Here is a 19,119-nt window from a genome sequence, read left to right on the forward strand (position 1 = left end):
GCCCGGTTACATTCCGAACCCGGAAGCTAAGCCTCACAGCGCCGATGGTACTGCAGGGGGGACCCTGTGGGAGAGTAGGACGCCGCCGAACAATCCTTCAGAATGAACCCCCATCCGGTTTCCGGATGGGGGTTCTTCGCGTTTTCGGACAGTCCGTGCACGGGTTCCCGCCGCTTGGCGGGTACAGGCCGGCCGACGGGCTGTGGCACCGTCAATATGCCGCTAAAACAGCATGCTCAGTGCACGGATCAGCGGAAAATCGTCTCCCACGCCGTAGTCTCGAAGGGGGAGGGGAACAGGTGTCCGGGGGTGGCTCCCGGACCGGGCCGGATCAAGAATGGTGCTCATGGGACGTGGCAGGCTGCGCATCTACCTCGGGGCCGCCCCCGGGGTCGGCAAGACGTACGCCATGCTGGCGGAGGCACACCGGCGGCAGGAGCGCGGTACGGACGTCGTCGTGGCGTTCGTGGAGGACCACGGCCGGCGGAACACGGCCGACCTCGTCGCCGGGCTGGAGGTCGTGCTGCGCCAGCAGGTGGTGCACCGGGGTGCCAGGTTCTCCGAGATGGACCTGGACGCCGTCCTCGCCCGCCGCCCGCAGGTGGCGCTGGTCGACGAGCTGGCGCACACCAACATCCCCGGCTGCCGCAACGCCAAGCGCTGGCAGGACGTCGAGGAGCTGCTGGCGGCCGGGATCGACGTGATCTCCACGGTCAACATCCAGCACCTGGAGTCGCTCGGCGACACCGTCGAGGGCATCACCGGGGTGCGGCAGCGCGAGACCGTGCCGGACGAGGTGGTGCGGCGGGCCGACCAGATCGAGCTGGTCGACATGTCCCCGCAGGCCCTGCGCCGCCGGCTGGCCCACGGCAACGTGTACGCGCCGGAGAAGATCGACGCCGCCCTCGGCAACTACTTCCGTCCGGGCAACCTGACGGCGCTGCGCGAGCTGGCGCTGCTGTGGACCGCGGACCGGGTGGACGAGTACCTCCAGAAGTACCGGGCCGAGCAGGGCATCGAGGGCATCTGGCAGGCCCGGGAGCGGATCGTGGTGGGCCTGACCGGCGGGCCGGAGGGGGCGACGCTGATCCGTCGCGCCGCCCGGATCGCGGCCCGGACGTCGGGCGGCGAGCTGATGGCCGTCCACATCTCCCGTTCGGACGGGCTGGCGGGCACCGACCAGTCCCCGCAGATGCTGATCGAGCAGCGGTCGCTGGTCGAGAGCCTGGGCGGCACGTTCCACGCGGTCCTGGGCGACGACCCGGCCGTGGCGCTGCTGGACTTCGCCCGGGGCGTGAACGCCACCCAGATCGTGCTGGGCACGAGCCGCCGCCCCGGCTGGCAGTACGTCTACGGGCCGGGCGTCGGCACCACGGTGACCCGGGAGGCCGGGGACATCGACGTCCACATGGTCACCCACGAGCACGCCGGGAGCGGGCGGGGCAGGATCCCGATCCGGCGGATCACCGACCTGGGCCGCACCCGGACGGTGGCCGGCTGGCTGATCGGCCTGGTCGGCCCGCCGCTGCTGGCGCTGGCGCTGACCGCGATCGGCGGCCTCGGCCTGTCCACCGACATGCTGCTGTTCCTGTCGCTGACGGTCCTCGCCGCGCTGGTCGGCGGGCTGCTGCCGGCGATCGGGTCGGCGCTGGTCGGCTCCTCGGTGCTGAATTACTACTTCACACCGCCGATCCACACGTTCACGATCAGCCAGCCGCAGAACATCATGGCGGTGGCCATATTCACCATCGTCGGCATCTCGGTCGCCTCCGTCGTGGACCTGGCGGCCCGCCGCACCCTCCAGGCGGCCCGCAGTCAGACCGAGGCCCAGACGCTCAGCGCGCTGGCCGGTACGGTCCTGCGCGGCGCGCCCAACGGGGACGGCGTGCTGACCGCCCTGATGGAGCAGGTGCGCGAGACCTTCGGGCAGGAGAGCGCCGCGCTGCTGGAGCGCCCGGACCCGCTCGGCGCCTGGGTGCCGGTCGCCGCCGCCGGGCCGCACCCGCCGCAGCGCCCGGAGGCGGCCGACGTGGACGTCCCCGTCGGCGAGAGCCTCGCGCTGGTGCTGCGCGGCCGGGTGCTGCCCGCGGCGGACCGCCGGCTGCTCGGGGCGTTCGCCGCGCAGGCCGCCGTGGTGCTGGAGCGCCGCCGGCTGGCCCGCGAGGCCGCCGCGGCCCGCCGGGAGGCGGAGGGCAACCGGATCCGCACCGCGCTGCTCGCCGCCGTCTCGCACGACCTGCGCACGCCGCTGGCCGGCATCAAGGCCTCCGTCACGTCGCTGCGCTCGGCGGACGTCGAGTGGGCCCCGGAGGACGAGGCGGAGCTGCTGGCCGGGATCGAGGCCGGGGCCGACCGCCTCGACCACCTGATCAACAACCTGCTGGACATGAGCCGGCTGCAGACCGGCACCGTGACCCCGCTGATCCAGGAGACCGACCTGGACGAGGTCGTGCCGTTCGCGCTCGGCGGCGTCCCGCTGGAGTCCGTCCGGCTGGACGTTCCGGAGACGCTGCCGATGATCCGGGCCGACGGCGGGCTGCTGGAGCGCTCCTTGGCCAACCTGATCGAGAACGCCGTCAAGTACAGCCCGGAGGGCGTGAAGGTGCTGGTCAAGGCCGACGCGCTGCACCCGCCGGGCGGGCCGGGACGGGTCGAGCTGCGGGTGGTGGACCGCGGCCCCGGCGTGCCCGAGGATGCCAAGGAGCGGATCTTCGCGCCGTTCCAGCGGTACGGGGACGCGCCGCGCGGCGCCGGGGTGGGCCTCGGGCTCGCCGTGGCGCGCGGGTTCGTGGAGGCCATGAACGGCACCGTCACGGCCGAGGACACCCCGGGCGGCGGCCTCACCATGGTCGTCACCCTGCCCGCCGTCGAGCGGCCCCCGGAACCGGGCGAGCCGTCCGGCGACGACCACGACCCGCTGTCCCGGCTCGTCACGTGACACCCGGACACCGGCTCCCCGTCCGTCTGCACCACGGTCCGCACGCACCACAGTCCGCAAGTCCCACGCCCGCAAGCCCGACACAGCCCTGAAAGGCGGAGCCCGTATATGACCCGGGTCCTCGTCGTGGACGACGAACCGCAGATCGTCCGCGCGCTGGTGATCAACCTCAAGGCCCGCAAGTACGAGGTCGACGCGGCCCATGACGGCGCGAGCGCCCTGGAACTGGCCGCCGCCCGCCATCCCGACGTCGTCGTCCTCGACCTCGGCCTGCCCGACATGGACGGCGTCGAGGTGATCCGCGGGCTGCGCGGCTGGACCCGGGTGCCGATCATCGTGCTGTCGGCCCGGCACGCCTCCGACGAGAAGGTCGAGGCGCTGGACGCCGGCGCCGACGACTACGTCACCAAGCCGTTCGGCATGGACGAACTGCTCGCCCGGATGCGCGCCGCCGTGCGCCGGGCCGAGCCGGTGGCCGGCGAGGACGACTCGCTCGTGGTCACCGAGAGCTTCACCGTCGACCTCGCCGCCAAGAAGGTGAACCGCGACGGCACCGACGTCCGGCTTACCCCGACCGAGTGGCATCTGCTGGAGGTGCTGGTGCGCAACGCCGGCCGCCTGGTCAGCCAGACCCAGCTGCTCCAGGAGGTCTGGGGCCCGGCCTACCGCACCGAGACCAACTACCTGCGCGTCTACCTCGCCCAGCTGCGCCGCAAGCTGGAGCACGACCCCTCGCACCCGCGCCACTTCATCACCGAACCGGGCATGGGCTACCGCTTCGAGAGCTGACGGCCCGCCCGGTTGCCGGGCCCCGCACGGCCACCCCGCGCCCCGGCGGCGATCGTCCGGCCTGCCGCCGGGGGCCCGGAAACCGGTACCCTTCCCGCATGAGTGGTGACAACAGCAGCGACCAGCCGCAGGGCCGCTTCCGCCGCATGCTCAGCCGGCTGACCTCGTCGGCCGAGGAGCTGCGGGCCGAGGAGCTGCGCCAGGAGAGCGCGGCCGAGTCGGGCTGCACGCCGATCGCCGGCTGCGCGGACCGCGATCTGGTGACCGTGGCGGGCACGCTGCGCACGGTGACGCTGCGCCCGCGGGCCGGGGTGCCGGCCCTGGAGGCCGAGCTCTTCGACGGCACCGAGGCGCTGGACATGGTCTGGCTCGGCCGCCGCTCGATCGCGGGCATAGAGCCGGGCCGCCGGCTCGTCGCCAGCGGTCGGATCAGCCACGCACGCGGGCGCCGCGTGCTGTTCAACCCCCGCTACGAGCTGCGTCCGGTTGGACACGGGAGCGAATGAGCGTGAGCAACCACCCCGGCGGCGACGCCGCCCGGCTCGACCTGAACGCCGCCGACGTGGCGGCCTGGCAGGACGCCGCCGCGAAGGACGCCGCAGAGGGCCTGGCGCGGTCGGTCGACGCCGCCGCACCGGCCACCGGCCAGGAGCTCGACCCGGAGGCCGCCGAGGCCGCCCGCAAGGCCGCCGCCTCGAAGGAGGCCGCCGACACCGTGCTGCAGGCCTTCGGCGGCGTGCGCGGCATGGTCGACATGACGCTGCCCGGCCTGGTCTTCATCGTCACGTACAACATCACCCACCAGGTCAGCGCCGCCGCGTGGGCCGCGCTCGCGCTGAGCGCCCTGTTCGTGGTGGTCCGGCTGGCGAAGCGGGAGACCGTCCAGCACGCCTTCAGCGGGGTGTTCGGCGTCGCCATCGGCGCCTGGATCTCGATGAAGAGCGGCCGGGCCGAGGACTTCTACCTGCCCGGCCTGCTGTGGAACGTCGGCTACTGCATCGGGCTCGCGGTCTCCGCGCTGGTGCGCTGGCCGCTGATCGGCCTGATGCTCGGCCCGATCACCGGCGAGATGTTCACCTGGCGCAAGGAGAACCCGGGCCGGCTGCGCGCCTACACCAAGGCGACCTGGGCCTGGGTCGTGATCATGGGCATCAAGCCGGTGATCCTCTTCCCGCTGTACTTCACCCACAACGTCAACCTGCTCGGCTGGCTGAAGGTCGCGCTCGGCATCCCGCCGCTGCTGCTGGCGATGTACGTGACCTGGCAGATCCTGCTGAAGGCGCCGCCGCCGATCAAGGCGCCGCTGGACGACGACGAGGAGGAGCCGACGAAGTAGCCGGCCCGACCCGGTGCACGAACCCGGTGCACGAAGGGCCCGCACCCCGGATGGGGTGCGGGCCCTCCTGCGTGTCGGACGCCGTGTCGGCCGCCGTGTCGGCCGCCGCCGGGAGTGCCGGCTACTGGGCGCCGGAGGTGGCCGAGAGCAGGTCCTCCAGCTCCTCCTCGCGCTCCTGCGCCGCGACGAACAGCAGCTCGTCGCCGCCCTCCAGGGTGTCGTCCTTGCCGGGCACGAGCACCCGGCCCTCGCGGATGATCGTCACCAGCGCGGTGTCCGGCGGCCAGGCGACGTCGCCCACCCGGGTGCCGACCAGCTCGGTGTCGGCCGCCAGGGTCAGCTCGACCAGGTTGGCGTTGCCCTGGCTGAAGCGCATCAGGCGGACCAGGTCGCCGACGCTGACCGCCTCCTCGACCAGCGCGGACATCAGGCGCGGGGTGGAGACGGCGACGTCCACGCCCCAGGACTCGTTGAAGAGCCACTCGTTCTTCGGGTTGTTCACCCGGGCGACCACCCGCGGCACCGCGTACTCGGTCTTGGCGAGCAGCGAGACGACCAGGTTGACCTTGTCGTCGCCGGTCGCGGCGATCACCACGTGGCAGCGCTGAAGGGCCGCCTCGTCCAGCGAGGTGATCTCGCAGGCGTCGGCCAGCAGCCACTCCGCCAGCGGCACCCGCTCCACCGAGATGGAGTTGGGGTTCTTGTCTATCAGCAGGACCTCGTGCCCGTTCTCCAGGAGCTCGCCCGCGATCGAGCGGCCCACGGCACCGGCCCCGGCAATGGCGACCCGCATCAGTGACCCTCCTCCTTCGGTCCCTGCGCGAACGCGGCCTCGACGGCCGTCAGGTCGGCCCGGCGCAGCATCACGTGCACCAGGTCGCCCTCCTGCAGCAGCGTCTGCGGCGTGGGCAGCAGGCCCTCGCCGAGCCGGGTGACGAACGCCACCCGCGAGCCGGAGGCCTCCTCCAGCTCGGCCAGGCGGCGGCCGACCCAGCGCGGGTCGTAGGCGACCTCGGCCAGCTGGACGCTGCCGCTCGGGTCCTGCCACAGCGGCTCGGCGCCGCTCGGCAGCAGCCGGCGCAGCATCTGGTCGGCGGTCCAGCGGACCGTGGCCACGGTCGGGATGCCCAGGCGCTGGTAGACCTCGGCACGTCGGGGGTCGTAGATCCGGGCGGCGACGTTCTCCACGCCGAAGGTCTCCCGGGCGACCCGCGCCGCGATGATGTTGGAGTTGTCACCGCTGGAGACGGCGGCGAACGCGCCGGCCTCCTCGATGCCCGCCTCGCGCAGGGTGTCCTGGTCGAAGCCGACACCGGTGACCCGGCGGCCGTTGAACCCGGCGCCCAGGCGGCGGAAGGCCGTCGGGTCCTGGTCGACCACCGCGACGGAGTGGCCCTGTTTCTCCAACGCTCTCGCGAGGGCCGAGCCCACGCGGCCGCAGCCCATGATGACGATGTGCACCGGCGCTACCTCACCCGATCCGTTGGGTTCTTGACCTGCGCAAACACCGTTCATCTCCCTCTCCCGCCCCGGTGGCCGGGGCGAGCGTCCTGTTCGGTACCGGCGCGACAACCAGAGTGTTGCCCACCGGCTCGTATCCGACACGCTAGCCGGTCCACCGAACACAGTCGCGACGAAGGGTGGGGAGTTCGGCGCAAGCCCTGTCGGCAAACCCCTACGATTCCTTAACGTGCCTATGCCGACTGACCTTCCGAAACGCCTGCTGATCGGGCGCGCCCTGCGGAGCGACAAACTGGGCGAGACGCTGCTGCCGAAGCGGATCGCGCTCCCCGTCTTCGCCTCGGACGCGCTCTCCTCGGTGGCCTACGCCCCCGAGGAGATCCTGCTCACCCTGTCGGTAGCGGGCGCGTCCGCCATCCACTTCTCCTGGCAGATCGGCCTCGTCGTCGCGATCGTCATGCTCGCCGTCGTCGCCTCCTACCGGCAGAACGTCCACGCCTACCCGAGCGGCGGCGGCGACTACGAGGTGGCGACCGTCAACCACGGCCCGGCCGCCGGCCTGGTCGTCGCGAGCGCGCTGATGGTCGACTACGTCCTCACCGTGGCCGTCTCCACGACCTCCGGCGTCGCCAACGTCGTCTCCGCCGTGCCCTCGCTGCGCGGCCACGAGCTGACCCTGTCGGTCATCGTGATCGTGCTGCTGATGGGCATGAACCTGCGCGGTGTCCGGGAGTCCGGGACCGCCTTCGCCGTGCCCACCTACGCGTTCATGATCGGCGTCGTCGGCATGGTCTGCTACGGGTTCTTCCGGCACTTCGCGCTCAGCCAGGACATGCCCGCCGAGAGCTCCGGCTTCCACCTCGTCGCCACCCCGGGCAACGGATCGCTCGCCGGGTTCGCGATGGTGTTCCTGCTGCTCAAGTCGTTCTCCTCCGGCTGCGCCGCGCTCACCGGCGTCGAGGCCATCTCCAACGGCGTGCCGGCCTTCCGCAAGCCCAAGAGCAAGAACGCGGCCACCACGCTGCTCATGATGGCCGGCGTCGCCGTGGTGATGTTCATGGGCATCATCTGGCTGGCCCGGCTCACCGGCGTCCAGATGGCCGAGAACCCGGTCGAGCAGCTCGTCGGCTCCTCGTCCGACTACCACCAGAAGACCGCCCTCGCCCAGATCAGCGAGGCCGTCTTCTCGAACTTCACGCCCGGCTTCTACTTCGTCGCCGCCGTCACCGGCCTGATCCTGGTGCTCGCCGCCAACACCGCCTTCAACGGGTTCCCGGTGCTCGGCTCGATCCTCGCCCAGGACCGCTACCTGCCCCGCCAGCTCCACACCCGCGGCGACCGGCTCGCCTTCTCCAACGGCATCATCCTGCTGGCGATCGCGGCGATCCTGTTCGTCATCGCCTTCGACGCCGACCCCAACCGGCTGATCCAGCTCTACATCGTCGGCGTCTTCGTGTCCTTCAACATGAGCCAGTCCGGCATGATCCGGCACTGGACCAGGCTGCTGCGCACCGAGACCGACCCGGCCGAGCGCCGCCGCATGCAGCGCAGCCGGGCCATCAACACCTTCGGCCTGGTGATGACCATGGCCGTGCTGATCGTCGTCCTGGTCACCAAGATCGGCCACGCCTGGATCGCGATCGCCGCGATGGTCGTGCTGTTCGTGATGATGAAGGGCATCCGGCGCCACTACGACCGCGTCTCCGAGGAGCTCAGCGCCGCCGAGGAGCCCGACGACGACGTGCTGCCCACCCGGGTGCACGCCATCGTCCTGGTCTCCAAGCTGCACAAGCCCGCGCTGCGCGCCCTCGCGTACGCGCGGCTCGCGCGCCCCCACACGCTGGAGGCCATCTCGGTCAACGTCGACCCGGCGGACACCGAGGCGCTGCGCCGGGAGTGGGACGAGCGCGGGATCGAGGTGCCGCTGAAGGTGCTGGACTCGCCGTTCCGCGAGATCACCGGGCCGGTCCTCGACTACGTCAAGAACCTGCGCCGCAGCAGCCCGCGCGAGGTGGTGTCGGTCTACATCCCCGAGTACGTCGTCGGCCGTTGGTACGAGCACCTGCTGCACAACCAGAGCGCGCTGCGGCTCAAGGGGCGGCTGCTGTTCAAGCCCGGTGTGATGGTCACCTCGGTGCCGTGGCAGCTGGAGTCCTCCGAGCGGCGCCGGCCGCAGAAGGCCTGGTCGGCGCCGGGGGCCGTCCGCCGTGGCGAGCCGCGGGCGCCGAAGGCCGTAGAGTCGAAGGATTCCGACCGGACCGGCGCGAGCGCCGGTGCGACCTCCGACCGCAGCAAGGACTCCTCCCAGTGACCCGCAACAATCCGCCCCGCTCCTCGGGCAACTCCGGGGGCAAGCCCGGCCGCTCCGGCGCCACCTCCGGCAAGGGCGCCCGCCGGGGCGGCACCAAGCCCGGGCAGGTCGCCCGGCCGCGCTGGGGTCGGCCCGTCATCCGTCCGGAGGCCACCGATCGCGACGGTCTGACCGCGCGGACGGCGCCGCTCGCCCCGGGCGAGCGGGCGGAGTCGCCGGCGGACTCCGAGGCGGCGGCCGGGGCGGCTGCGGCTGCGGGCAAGGGCGCGGCGTCGGGCAAGGGCGCCGGCGCCTCGGGGGCCTCGGGCGCTTCGGCCAAGGGCTCCGCCGGGAAGGGCGCCGCTGGGAAGGCTGCTGCCGGGAAGGGCGCTGCCGCGTCCGGCAAGGGCGGCGCGGGTTCCCAGGGCAAGGACGGCGCGTCCGGCAGGGGCGGGGCGCCGCGCAAGCAGGCCGTGCGCCCGCCGAAGGCGCTGCGCGCCCAGCAGCCGCGCTCGCAGCGGCCCGAGACGCCGTCGGGTGACCCGCTGGTCGGGCAGCGGTACGAGGTCGAGGTCGGCGCGGTCGCGCACGGCGGCGGGCACTGCGTGGCCCGGTACGAGGGCCGGGTGCTGTTCGTCCGGCACGCGCTGCCCGGCGAGAAGGTGGTCGCGCAGGTGACCGAGGGGACCACGACGTCGCGGTTCCTGCGGGCCGACGCGGTGGAAATTCTGGAGCCCGCCAAGGAGCGGATCGCCCCGCCGTGCCCGTTCGCCGGGCCCGGCAAGTGCGGCGGCTGCGACTGGCAGCACGTGACCCCCGGCGGGCAGCGCAAGCTCAAGGCGGCGGTGCTGACCGAGCAGCTGGCGAAGCTGGCCGGGCTCACCCCGGAGGAGGCGGGCTGGGACGGCAGCGTCGAGCCGGTCGGCGGCAAGCTCCCGGCCGGGCAGGTGCCGGCCTGGCGCACCCGGGTGCAGTACGCGGTGGACGCGGACAGCGGCAAGGTCGGCCTGCGCAAGCACCGCTCGCACGAGATCCAGCCGGTCGACCACTGCCTGATCGCCGCGCAGGGCGTCACCGAGCTCGGGGTCGAGGCCCGCGACTGGCCGGGCGTCGCCTCGGTCGAGGTCTTCGCCGCGACCGGCTCCTCGGACCGCCAGATCGTGCTCACCCCGCGGCCCGGCGCGCAGCTGCCGCTGGTCGAGCTGGACAAGCCGGTGTCGATCGCCCGCATCGACGACCAGGGCGGCGTGCACCGCGTGCACGGGCGCTCCTTCGTGCGCGAGCGGGCCGCCGGGCGCACCTGGCGGGTCAGCGACGGCGGCTTCTGGCAGATCCACCCGGAGGCGCCGGACACCCTCGTGGACGCCGTCCTGGACGGCCTGGACCCGCAGTGGGGCGAGAACGCGCTCGACCTGTACTGCGGCGTGGGCCTGTTCGCGGGCGCGCTGGCGGACCGGGTCGGCGAGGACGGCGCGGTGCTCGGCATCGAGTCGGCCAAGCAGGCGGTGGTCGACGCCCGGCACAACCTGGCCGCGCTGGACAACGTGCGGATCGAGTGCGACCGGGTCGAGACGCTGCTGCCGCGCACCGGCATCACCGCCACCGACCTGATCGTGCTGGACCCGCCGCGCTCGGGTGCCGGGCGCGAGACCGTCGCGCACCTGGCGGGCCTGGCGGCGCGCCGGATCGCGTACGTCGCGTGCGACCCGGCGGCGCTCGCCCGGGACCTCGGCTTCTTCCGCGAGGGCGGCTACCGGCCGGTCTCGCTGCGGGCCTTCGACCTGTTCCCGATGACGCACCACTTCGAGTGCGTGGCGATCCTGGAGCCGGTCGGCGGCGCGACCGGGTGAGGTAGCGGCGCGCACGTGCCGAGGAGGCGGTACCCGGGGTGTTCCGGGTGCCGCCTCCTCGGTGTTTCCGGCCGCTCGCTGCGGACCGCTCGGTCGGGGGTGGTCAGGGCTCGTTGTGCTCTTCCTCGGCGGCGTCGTGCGGAAGGTCGATCCCGTGCTGGGCGGCGAGCCGGAGCAGCTCGGAGATCCGGCCCTCGTACGCCTGGACGCCGTCGGCGTCCCCTTCGGCCCGGGCCGTCGCGAGGTCGCGGCGGGCCTGGGCGAGCTGCTCGCGCAGCTCCTGGTCGAACATGGCTGTCATTGCCGGCCTCCACACCGGTCGGTGCCGCTTCACGGAACGCTCAGGAGTGTTCAGAGTCTCGGAAGGTGCAGGACTCTTCAAGTCTCGTCCGTCGTGGCGGGGGTGGTTCGGCGGACGGTGGGTATGAGTCCGGGGCGCCTCCGGGGTTGTGCGGGGGCGTGCGGTGGGTGCGTGTGGGGGCGGGATCCGCGCCCTTGTTGTGCTAGCACTTCAGCGCTAGCTTGAGGCCCATGGGTAAAAAGCAGCTGAACGTCAGGGTGGACGCCGCCACCGCGGAGATGGCCCGGGAGCGGGCGGAGCAGCAGGGGATCAGCATGAACCAGTACATCGAGCGCCTGGTCCAGCAGGACATGGGCGAGTCCGGGCGGGCCTTCGTCGACGCCGCCGCGAAGTTCATGAAGGAGTACGAGACGGCCTTCCTGGCGGAAACCGCGGAGCCGGGTGACCTCCAGGGCGTGCGCCGTTGAAACTGGAGGTCGACCTCTCGTGGCTGCTCATGACCGCCGAGCAGTACACGCCCGGTGACCCGCAGGTCACCGACTACGGATCGCTGCTCGCGGCGGTCTCCCGCCACCAGGCCGAGATCTTCGACATCGCCGTCTACCCCGAACCGCAGGACCGCGCCGCCGCCCTGATGCACCAGCTGATCCGGGTGCCGGCCCTGGAGAAGACCAACGAGCTGTTCGCCACCGCCGTCGCCTACGCCTACCTCGTCGCGAGCGGCTGCACGGTGGCGACCACCGCCCGCGAGGTGCGCAGCCTCGCCCGGGCCATCCGGGAGGGGCGGCTCGGCGTGTCGGGCGTCGCCGAGCGGCTGTCCGCGTGGGTCGTGGACGAGGCGGAGGGGGAGGGCGTCACCGGGGCGGACGACGAGGACGGGGACGACGACTGACGGCCGCCCCCGTTCCCGTTCGTCCGGCGCGCCGCGTCAGCCGGCCGTTCCGTCGGCCGTTCCGTCGGCCGTTCCGTCGGGCGTTCCGTCGGCCGTTCCGTCGGGCGTCGCCGGTTCGGCGATCAGGGCCGTCGCGAACGGGCGGAAGCCGGCCCGGCGGTAGATCCGGGCGACGTCCTCGTCCGCGGCGGACAGGAACACCGTCCGCACGCCGTTCGCGCGGGCGTGGGCGACCAGCGCCGCCGTCACCGCGAGCCCGAGGCCGCGCCGGCGCGCCGCCGGAAGCGTGCCGACCCCGCCGACCTCCGTCACCGGGCCCACCGGGTTGTGCTGGCCCGCGCACAGCGGCGTGCCGTCCTCCAGTGCCGCCGCCAGCACGGTGGTGCCCGCGGTGATCCGCTCGGCGACCCGCCGCGCGGTGCCGTCGGCCGCCAACTCCTGCTCCGCCGTCGCCAGTTCGACGGTCCCGGCGGCACCGATGCCGGTGCCCGGATCGGCGAACGCCAGCCGCGGGACGGCCAGCGCGGCCGCCAACTCCGGTGCGTCCGCAGCCAGGACGCGCACCTCCACCCGCTCCGCGGGCGCCGGCGCGGCGCCCGGCTCGTCCGCCGGGCCCAGCACCAGCAGCGGGTGCTCGTGCACCGTCAGCCCGGCCCCCTCGACCGCGGCGCGCAGCTCCGGGTCGTGCTCGGCGACCCACTCGAACGCCTCCGGCACGCCCAACTCCCGCTGGCGGGCCAGCACTCGGAGAACGTCGTCGGCGGTCACGGCGGGCCCGTCGTGGCCCAGCGTCGGGCGGGCGTAGTACGGCCAGCCGGCGCCGTCGCGGACGAACAGGGTCAGCGGACCGAAGTCCTCGGTGCGCGCGGCGCTGCGGGGCACCGCGTCGTAGTAGCGCTCGATCTCGTCGAGGAGGTGCGGGTCCGCAGTGGCGGAGGCGGTGGTGGAGGGAATCGCGGGTGCATGATCGGCAGAAGTCACGGCGGCATCCAAGCAGGACTCGCGGACCGCCCGCCACCGGTTTGACCGGCCGGGCGCCGGACGGTCGTCCGGACACGCACCGGCCTTCCCGCGATTGTTGCCGAACGCTTACCGCCGCCGCGATCTTGATCGGGCACCCCGTGGCATGCTGATGCCTTCACAGCTCTGCCGAGGGGGACGGCGGAAAACTCCGGACTCGGTACGGCAAGGGGGGAAGACAGGCCCATGAGGCTCTGCTTTCTGGTGGAGGAGCACTACCGGCACGACGGCATGCCGCTCGACGTCGCACGCCAACTCACCGCGTGGGGGCACCGGGTGGACGTGCTGCGCCCCGGCGACTCGCTCCTCGCGATCTCCGAGGCGGTGCGGGCCGGCACCCACGACGCGTGGGTGCTCAAGACCGTCTCCGGCGGGCCCGGCCTCACCCTCCTCGACGCGGCCGCGGCCGTCGGGCTCACCACCGTCAACGACGTCCGCTCGATCCGCGGCGTGCGTGACAAGGCGCTCGCCTCCGTCATCGCCCGCACCCGCGGCCTGCCCGTGCCCGTCACGTACGCCGCCGCCCGGTGGGAACGGCTCGCCGAGATACCCGCCGCCGAGTACCCGCTCGTCGTCAAGCCGGCCGACGGCAGCTCCGGACGCGCCGTGCGGCTCGTCCGCACCCCCGACCACCTGCTCGCGCTCGGCCCCTCGCTCGCCGGGGAAGGACTGCTGATCGCGCAGCCGTACGTGCCCAACTCCGGTGTGGACCTCAAGATCTACTGCGTCGACGGCGAGTTCCACGCCACCGAGCGCTGCTCGCCGCTGCACCCCGGGCAGGGGGTGCGGGAGCGGCGGGTGCCGCTCGCGGGCGAGGTCGCGCGGATCGCGGCGCAGGTGGGAGAGGTGTTCGGGCTCGACCTGTACGGCGTCGACGTGCTGCTCGGACCGGACGGGCCGGTCGTCGTCGACGTCAACGACTTCCCGAGCTTCCGGCAGGTGCCGGACGCCGTCGCCCGGGTCGGACGGGCCGTGCTGCGGCTCGCGCGCGGCGGGACGGCCGTGTCGGTGCCGGCCCCGGCGCTGGTGACGGCGGGCGGGGGCGCGCTGTGAGGGTCGGGCTGATCACGGCGGACCCGGGGCACCCGGTGCTGGCGGCCACGGCGGAGGTGCTGCGGGCGCGGGGGCACGGGGTGGAGGTCGTCGGGCCGGGGGATACATGGGCCGGTGACGTCTGCCTGCTGAAGGCCCGCACGGATCAAGCACTGGCGCTCGCCCTGGAGTTGGAGTCACGTGGGGTGCCGGTGGTCAACTCGGCTGTGGCGACCGAGATTTGTCAGGACCGAGTGCGGATGGCCGAACTCGCGCTGGCGGCCGGACTGCCCTTCGCCGAGACGCGCTCACCCGGGACGCTCGGCCAACTCGTCGATTCTTCTTATCCGTTCGTCGTCAAGAGCCGGCACAGCCGGCGCGGCGACCTCGTCGCCCGGGTCGACGACGCCGCCCGGCTGCGCGAACTCGCCGAGCGCTGGCCGGACGAAGCCGTCGTCACCCAGCCCTTCCTCGACGGCACCGGCTGGGACCAGAAGCTGTGGGTCGTCGACGGCCGGGTGTTCGCCGCCCGGCGGCGCTCCGAACTCGCCCCGCCCGCCGCCGACGCCCGGCCCGCCGCGGAATGGGAACCACCGGCCGACCGGGCCGCCCTCGCGCTGCGCGTCGGCGAGGCGTTCGGCCTCGACGTGTACGGCGTCGACCTGCTCGACGGGCCCGCCGAGCCCGTCGTCGTCGACGTCAACGCCTTCCCCGGCATCCGCGGCCGCGCGGGCGCCCCCGAGGCACTGGCCGACCTCGCCCTGCGCGTCGCGGCCGGCCGCGGTCGTTAGGCTGGCACCCCCGAGCACCTCGGGGAACACCCGGGACGGCCCTCGGGGCGCACGGCGAGAGAAGACGGAACGTTGCTGCAGGACATCGAGCCCTACCTGGCCTGCCCGCACTGCGCGCAGCCCCTCGCCCGGCACGAACGCAGCCTGCGCTGCCCCGCCGGGCACAGCCACGACCTCGCCAAGCAGGGCTACGTCAGCCTCCTCGCCGGTGACGCCCACACCGGCACCGGCGACACCGCCGACATGGTCGCCGCCCGGGCCGACTTCCTCGCCGCCGGCCACTACGGCCCCATCGCCGACGCCCTCGCCGAAGCCGCCGCGTCCGCCGACCCCGAAGGCCTCGTCGCCGACCTCGGCGCCGGCACCGGCCACTACCTCGCCCACGTCCTCGACGCCCTGCCCGGCCGGCCGGGCGCCGCGCTCGACATCTCCAAGTACGCACTGCGCCGCGCCGCCAAGGCCCACCCCCGGATCGGCGCCGTCGTCTGCGACGCCTGGCGCCCGCTGCCGCTGCTCGACGGGTCCGCCGGGCTGATGCTCAACGTGTTCGCGCCCCGCAACGGGCCGGAGATCCGCCGCGTGCTGCGCCCCGGCGGCACCCTGCTGCTGGTCTCGCCGACCCCGCGGCACCTGCGCGAACTCGTCGCCGCGCTCGGGCTGCTGTCGGTCGACGAGGACAAGCAGCGGCGGATCGACGAGAAGCTCGGCCCGTACCTGACGCCCGGGGGGCAGCGGGAGGTCGAGTTCACGCTGCGGCTCGGGCCGCAGGACGTGCGCACGGTGGTCGGGATGGGGCCCAGTGCCTGGCACACCGATCCGGAGCGGCTGGCCGCGGCGCTCGCCGGGCTGCCGGAGCCGGTCGAGGTGACGGCGTCGGTGACGGTCGCGGTGTACCGGCGCTGAGGACGGGGGCTGAGGCCGGTCGCTGAGAACGGACGCTGAGGATGGGCGCGGTGTACCGGCGCTGAGGGCTCTCCTGCGCGCCCTCGTTGTGCGCACCCTGTGCGCCTCCCATGCCCGGGCCGTGCACGCGGCTCCCCGATGGGATGAATCTGCCGCGCAGGCACGTTTCTGCCGCCTGACCTGCAGTTAGGGTCCGACGGGTGAACCGCGACGCCACCCGCACCGCCTCGCCGTCCCACCCCCGACCGGACGCCCCGGCGCCCGACCGGCCGCCCGTACCGCGCCCCACCGTCGAGGAGCTCCGGCTCACCTCCTTCAAGTCCTACCGGCGCGCCGCACTGCCGCTCGCACCGCTCACCGTCCTGCACGGACCGGCCGGCGTCGGCAAGGCCAACGCGCTCGACGCGCTCGCCGTCCTGTCCCGCCTCGCCCTCGGCGAGGAGATCGCGGACTCCCTCGACGGCATCCCCGGCGCCTCCGGCCAGCTCGCCACTCCCGTCCGCGGGGGCCTGGCCGGATGCGTCCCGCACGGGCGCGACGCGATCATCCTCGGCTGCACCGTCCGCTCCCCGGCGGGCCGCATCCGGCTCGACGTCGTCATCCGCACCGACGGACCCGTCCGGATCGCCCGCGAATCGCTCAGCCTCGACGGGCGCACCCTCGTCGAGACCGGCGAACAGGACCTGCGCGGCCGCCGCGTCAACGTCTGCTGGCACAACGACACCCGCCAGGGCGACATCCGGGCACCCTTCCCCAGCGGCACCATGATCACCGCCCAGCTGCCGCTCCGGGTCGCCGGCTCCTCGCCCGGCGAACGCACCGTCCTCGCCGCCACCGAGCACGCGCTCACCGCCCTGCGCGAGGTCTTCCCCGTCCACCCCGTGCCGGCCCTCATGCGCGACTGGGCCCGCCCCGACCCGCAGGCCCGCCTGACCAGCAACGCCGCCAACATCTCCGCCGTCATCGCCCGGCTCGCCGGCGAGTGCCCGCGCCGCTACGGCCAGCTCCTCCGGGTCGTCCAGTCCGCCGCACCGCACCCGCTGCTCGGCCTCGACCTCGCCCACCGCGGCACCGGCGCCGACCGGGGGGTCCTGGCCGTCTTCGACGAGGGCCTCCTCGGACGCACCGGGGCCGACCAGGCCTCCGACGGGATGCTGCGCCACCTCGCGTTCGCCGCCGTGCTGCTCACCGGCGCCGGGGTGCTCGACCTGGACGTGGCCGCCGAGGTGCCGTGGGCGCACCGGCAGCTCACGGTGCTCGCGGGGGACCTGGGGGCCGGGCTGTCCACCGAGCAGACGGCCTCGCTGCTGCGGCTGGCGCGGGAGATGTCGGGGCGCAACCAGTTGCGGGTGCTGGCCGCGCTGCAGGAGCCGGCGGCGGCCCGGGAGGCGCTGGCCGGGGGGTCCGTGGGCGGGGTCATGCTGGTCGAGTGCCGGCGCGACCCGGCCGCGGGGCACACCGTGCTGCGGCCCGAGACGGCGCGGGTGCCGGCCCAGTGCGGGCGCGGGGAGGGAGAAGCGGCTGCTTCTGCCGCTTCTGCGGCTCCTGCCGCCGCTGACGCTGTTGACGGCGGGGACGGTGTTGACGGCGGGGCGGGGGCGGACGGGGATGCGGTAGACCTGGACGCGTGAACGAACGAGCTGAGGAACCCGGTGCCGGCCCTGCGGCACCGACGTTGGAGAGCCTGCGGCAGCGGCTGGTGGACTTCGCGGCGGTGCGGAAGTGGGAGCCCTTCCACACGCCGAAGAACCTGGCGGCGGCGCTGACGGTGGAGGCCGGCGAGCTGCTGGAGATCTTCCAGTGGCTGACGCCTGAGCAGGCCGCCGCGGTGATGTCCGACCCGCAGCGCGCCCACCGGGTGCGGGACGAGGTGGCCGACGTCCTCGCGTACCTGGTGCAGTTCTGCACGGCGGTGGGGGTGGACCCGCTGGAGGCGCTCGCGGCCAAGATCGAGCGGAACGAGGAGCGCTTCCCGGTGCCGGGATCGGCCGCCTACGTCAAGCCTGAGGTGCGCGAATAACCCCTGCGAGGGACAGGAGTTGTCCACAGCCCCGGGGTTTTCCACAGCTTTGGAAAGCTCCAATGCGCACCTCCCCTTCTCGGCGCACGCTTTCGCCGTGACCACGAACCGCCCCGGCGGCGGCCGTGGTCGGACGGCGAAAGCGAGCGGAAGGGGATGCGCCATGGAGGCGCTGCGATTGATCAAGACGGCCCGGCACGCACTGGTCGAGGCCAGGCACGTACCCGACGTGCTGGTGGAGGCGCGGCGGGCGGCGCTGCTCACCGAAGCGGTGGGGGCCCGGTTGGCCGAGCTGGACGAGGAGGAACTGGCCGGACTCGGCAGACAGCTGTCCGAGGCGGGCACGGTCGCCTCGGGCTGCCTGGACCGGTCCGTGGTCAGGGCAGCCGTGCTGAGCGGCGGACGGTCCGGCCGGCTCGGCGAACTCGGCGACCTGGAGGAGACGTTGGGGGCGCTCGACGGGCTGCTGCGCGAGCTCGGCGAGACGCTGGTGGTGCTGGCCTGCGGGGCCGACACGGAGAGCGTGTACTGGACGTGCATCGACACCGTCGACGCGGTGGCGGAGTGCAAGGACCTCGTGGTGCGGCTCCGGCAGGCGGCGGGGCGGTTCCTCGGAGCGGCGGAGGCCGAGCCGGCCGGCCGGGGCGCGCCCTTACTGGTGGTCCGGCTCGGCCCGCCGGGTGACGGCGGGCCGACGGACGGGGCGCCGGACTACCGGGTGCCCGGCGCGACGGCCGGAGCCCCGGAGGTGTCGGTGCCGGTGGGGTAGCCGGCCGTACCGGCGTCGCGGACGCCGGAGGACTGGAGTTCGGCGAGGTCCGCGGTCACGGAGGCGAGCAGTTCCTGCATCTGCTCCAGCAGGCTCTTCGGAGTGGCGGCCGGGACCGCCGGGGCAGTCGGGAACTGCGGCGCGGCGGATGTCTCGGACCAGAGTTCGGACATGACGGGACCTCTTCGGATCGGTAGTGCGACGTGAAGCGGCCGACGGTGGCTCGGCCCGCGCGGCGGGGGTGGCTGCTGCCTTGCCACCGGGGCGCACGCTCCCGCCGCAGCGTCCAACGACCCGCGCCGCCACCGGGTCACCGCACACCACCCGATGCGGTCCATGTCGGCGGGGAGGTCAGCCTCCCGAGTGAAACGAGGGTTGCCGCCTCAGGGAGCCCTGGGCTAGGAGGAGGGCGGGCAAGGGAGAGAAGGGCAGTGGGCGCGGACCGAGGCGGCTTGTGCCGGCCTGCGGAGGCGTGCGGTGGCTGCTCGGCGCCGGTGCACCGGCGCCGAGCAGCCAGCAGCCCACGGGCCAGAGACCTAGGAGTCAAGGGCCAGAGGACCAAGGCGAAGAGCAGGCCCTCTGAGGCATGGGCGTGGGCAGGCGGTGGGAGGGCGGGAGGGGTGGGGTGGGGCCCAGAGAAGAGCGAGAGGGGAAAAGGTTGGGCCCCGGGGGCCCCCGGCGCGGCGCCCGGGGCCCGGAGGAACACCACACCCAATAACAAAGAGCG

19 protein-coding genes and 1 rRNA gene are annotated in these 19,119 nt (G+C 73.6%); 15 read left to right on the forward strand and 5 right to left on the reverse strand.

Annotated features, from left to right (window positions below; all coding sequences use genetic code 11):
* The 5 genes from rrf to ACFXDE_RS35865 all read left to right on the forward strand — a co-directional run.
* Positions 1 to 91: ribosomal RNA gene (gene rrf, locus ACFXDE_RS35845) — 5S ribosomal RNA — on the forward strand; the annotation flags it as partial.
* A 255-nt stretch (positions 92 to 346) separates the two neighbouring features.
* The gene (locus ACFXDE_RS35850; protein ID WP_380449018.1) at positions 347 to 2,938 is read left to right on the forward strand and encodes an ATP-binding protein; all 2,592 of its coding nucleotides are present in this window, start codon (positions 347 to 349) and stop codon (positions 2,936 to 2,938) included.
* Between the two features lie 108 nt (positions 2,939 to 3,046).
* Positions 3,047 to 3,727, forward strand: a complete 681-nt coding sequence (locus ACFXDE_RS35855; protein ID WP_380449017.1) for a response regulator — start codon at positions 3,047 to 3,049, stop codon at positions 3,725 to 3,727.
* A gap of 98 nt (positions 3,728 to 3,825) precedes the next feature.
* On the forward strand, positions 3,826 to 4,233 hold the full coding sequence (locus ACFXDE_RS35860) for an OB-fold nucleic acid binding domain-containing protein (protein WP_329931199.1): 408 nt from the start codon (positions 3,826 to 3,828) through the stop codon (positions 4,231 to 4,233).
* 2 nt (positions 4,234 to 4,235) lie between these two features.
* The gene (locus tag ACFXDE_RS35865; protein ID WP_380498608.1) at positions 4,236 to 5,063 is read left to right on the forward strand and encodes a DUF3159 domain-containing protein; all 828 of its coding nucleotides are present in this window, start codon (positions 4,236 to 4,238) and stop codon (positions 5,061 to 5,063) included.
* 121 nt (positions 5,064 to 5,184) lie between these two features.
* Here the strand turns inward: ACFXDE_RS35865 and ACFXDE_RS35870 are convergent, their stop codons facing one another.
* Together ACFXDE_RS35870 and ACFXDE_RS35875 are read right to left on the reverse strand one after the other, a co-directional pair.
* Positions 5,185 to 5,856, reverse strand: a complete 672-nt coding sequence (locus ACFXDE_RS35870; protein ID WP_380444493.1) for a potassium channel family protein — start codon at positions 5,854 to 5,856, stop codon at positions 5,185 to 5,187.
* Positions 5,856 to 6,524 carry a potassium channel family protein gene (locus ACFXDE_RS35875; protein WP_380444494.1) on the reverse strand — a complete coding sequence of 223 codons (669 nt, stop codon included), beginning with the start codon at positions 6,522 to 6,524 and terminating at the stop codon, positions 5,856 to 5,858. Before ACFXDE_RS35875 ends, ACFXDE_RS35870 begins: the two co-directional genes overlap by 1 nt.
* A gap of 235 nt (positions 6,525 to 6,759) precedes the next feature.
* Here ACFXDE_RS35875 and ACFXDE_RS35880 point away from each other — a divergent pair, with 235 nt between their 5' ends.
* Together ACFXDE_RS35880 and ACFXDE_RS35885 are read left to right on the forward strand one after the other, a co-directional pair.
* Entirely contained in the window at positions 6,760 to 8,835 is a 2,076-nt protein-coding gene (locus ACFXDE_RS35880) for an APC family permease (RefSeq protein WP_380498632.1), read from the forward strand.
* 470 nt (positions 8,836 to 9,305) lie between these two features.
* Complete coding sequence (locus ACFXDE_RS35885; RefSeq protein WP_380444519.1) at positions 9,306 to 10,664, forward strand: class I SAM-dependent RNA methyltransferase; 1,359 nt, start codon at positions 9,306 to 9,308, stop codon at positions 10,662 to 10,664.
* 103 nt (positions 10,665 to 10,767) lie between these two features.
* Here the strand turns inward: ACFXDE_RS35885 and ACFXDE_RS35890 are convergent, their stop codons facing one another.
* Complete coding sequence (locus ACFXDE_RS35890) at positions 10,768 to 10,965, reverse strand: hypothetical protein (RefSeq protein ID WP_380444496.1); 198 nt, start codon at positions 10,963 to 10,965, stop codon at positions 10,768 to 10,770.
* A 230-nt stretch (positions 10,966 to 11,195) separates the two neighbouring features.
* Between ACFXDE_RS35890 and ACFXDE_RS35895 the strand changes: the two genes are divergently transcribed.
* Together ACFXDE_RS35895 and ACFXDE_RS35900 are read left to right on the forward strand one after the other, a co-directional pair.
* Positions 11,196 to 11,432, forward strand: a complete 237-nt coding sequence (locus ACFXDE_RS35895) for a toxin-antitoxin system HicB family antitoxin (RefSeq protein WP_363653907.1) — start codon at positions 11,196 to 11,198, stop codon at positions 11,430 to 11,432.
* Entirely contained in the window at positions 11,429 to 11,857 is a 429-nt protein-coding gene (locus ACFXDE_RS35900) for a fic family toxin-antitoxin system, toxin component (RefSeq protein ID WP_359974421.1), read from the forward strand. The genes ACFXDE_RS35895 and ACFXDE_RS35900 overlap by 4 nt, the downstream gene beginning before the upstream one ends.
* 36 nt (positions 11,858 to 11,893) lie before the next feature.
* Here the strand turns inward: ACFXDE_RS35900 and ACFXDE_RS35905 are convergent, their stop codons facing one another.
* Positions 11,894 to 12,838 carry a GNAT family N-acetyltransferase gene (locus ACFXDE_RS35905; protein ID WP_380498609.1) on the reverse strand — a complete coding sequence of 315 codons (945 nt, stop codon included), beginning with the start codon at positions 12,836 to 12,838 and terminating at the stop codon, positions 11,894 to 11,896.
* Between the two features lie 225 nt (positions 12,839 to 13,063).
* On the opposite strand from ACFXDE_RS35905, the gene ACFXDE_RS35910 reads away from it, so the two are divergent.
* The 6 genes from ACFXDE_RS35910 to ACFXDE_RS35935 all read left to right on the forward strand — a co-directional run bounded on the left by ACFXDE_RS35910 (position 13,064) and on the right by ACFXDE_RS35935 (position 18,392).
* Positions 13,064 to 13,930, forward strand: a complete 867-nt coding sequence (locus tag ACFXDE_RS35910) for a RimK family alpha-L-glutamate ligase (protein ID WP_380444498.1) — start codon at positions 13,064 to 13,066, stop codon at positions 13,928 to 13,930.
* Positions 13,927 to 14,700: a RimK family alpha-L-glutamate ligase gene (locus tag ACFXDE_RS35915; protein WP_380498610.1), complete on the forward strand. Its 774-nt coding sequence runs from the start codon at positions 13,927 to 13,929 to the stop codon at positions 14,698 to 14,700. The genes ACFXDE_RS35910 and ACFXDE_RS35915 overlap by 4 nt, the downstream gene beginning before the upstream one ends.
* A gap of 72 nt (positions 14,701 to 14,772) precedes the next feature.
* Positions 14,773 to 15,603: a putative RNA methyltransferase gene (locus tag ACFXDE_RS35920; RefSeq protein ID WP_380498611.1), complete on the forward strand. Its 831-nt coding sequence runs from the start codon at positions 14,773 to 14,775 to the stop codon at positions 15,601 to 15,603.
* A gap of 200 nt (positions 15,604 to 15,803) precedes the next feature.
* Positions 15,804 to 17,234: an AAA family ATPase gene (locus ACFXDE_RS35925; RefSeq protein WP_380498612.1), complete on the forward strand. Its 1,431-nt coding sequence runs from the start codon at positions 15,804 to 15,806 to the stop codon at positions 17,232 to 17,234.
* The gene (locus ACFXDE_RS35930; RefSeq protein WP_380498613.1) at positions 17,231 to 17,623 is read left to right on the forward strand and encodes a nucleotide pyrophosphohydrolase; all 393 of its coding nucleotides are present in this window, start codon (positions 17,231 to 17,233) and stop codon (positions 17,621 to 17,623) included. Before ACFXDE_RS35925 ends, ACFXDE_RS35930 begins: the two co-directional genes overlap by 4 nt.
* 163 nt (positions 17,624 to 17,786) lie before the next feature.
* Positions 17,787 to 18,392, forward strand: coding sequence for a DUF6099 family protein (locus tag ACFXDE_RS35935; RefSeq protein WP_380498614.1), 606 nt, complete (start codon positions 17,787 to 17,789; stop codon positions 18,390 to 18,392).
* On the opposite strand, the gene ACFXDE_RS35940 is transcribed toward ACFXDE_RS35935, so the two are convergent.
* Positions 18,335 to 18,565 carry a hypothetical protein gene (locus ACFXDE_RS35940; RefSeq protein WP_380498615.1) on the reverse strand — a complete coding sequence of 77 codons (231 nt, stop codon included), beginning with the start codon at positions 18,563 to 18,565 and terminating at the stop codon, positions 18,335 to 18,337. The genes ACFXDE_RS35935 and ACFXDE_RS35940 overlap by 58 nt on opposite strands.
* Between the last annotated feature and the right edge of the window lie 554 nt (positions 18,566 to 19,119).

Origin of the sequence: Kitasatospora sp. NPDC059408, from assembly GCF_042751525.1 — a bacterium.
GTDB lineage: Bacteria > Actinomycetota > Actinomycetes > Streptomycetales > Streptomycetaceae > Kitasatospora.

Coding starts and splice junctions, on each gene's coding strand:
- ACFXDE_RS35855 (WP_380449017.1), top strand. CDS start 3,047: ATGACCCGGGTCCTCGTCGTGGACGACGAACCGCAGATCGTCCGCGCG.
- ACFXDE_RS35910 (WP_380444498.1), top strand. CDS start 13,064: ATGAGGCTCTGCTTTCTGGTGGAGGAGCACTACCGGCACGACGGCATG.
- ACFXDE_RS35880 (WP_380498632.1), top strand. CDS start 6,760: ATGCCGACTGACCTTCCGAAACGCCTGCTGATCGGGCGCGCCCTGCGG.
- ACFXDE_RS35895 (WP_363653907.1), top strand. CDS start 11,196: ATGGGTAAAAAGCAGCTGAACGTCAGGGTGGACGCCGCCACCGCGGAG.
- ACFXDE_RS35940 (WP_380498615.1), bottom strand. CDS start 18,565: ATGTCCGAACTCTGGTCCGAGACATCCGCCGCGCCGCAGTTCCCGACT.
- ACFXDE_RS35860 (WP_329931199.1), top strand. CDS start 3,826: ATGAGTGGTGACAACAGCAGCGACCAGCCGCAGGGCCGCTTCCGCCGC.
- ACFXDE_RS35870 (WP_380444493.1), bottom strand. CDS start 5,856: ATGCGGGTCGCCATTGCCGGGGCCGGTGCCGTGGGCCGCTCGATCGCG.
- ACFXDE_RS35890 (WP_380444496.1), bottom strand. CDS start 10,965: ATGACAGCCATGTTCGACCAGGAGCTGCGCGAGCAGCTCGCCCAGGCC.
- ACFXDE_RS35935 (WP_380498614.1), top strand. CDS start 17,787: ATGGAGGCGCTGCGATTGATCAAGACGGCCCGGCACGCACTGGTCGAG.
- ACFXDE_RS35850 (WP_380449018.1), top strand. CDS start 347: ATGGGACGTGGCAGGCTGCGCATCTACCTCGGGGCCGCCCCCGGGGTC.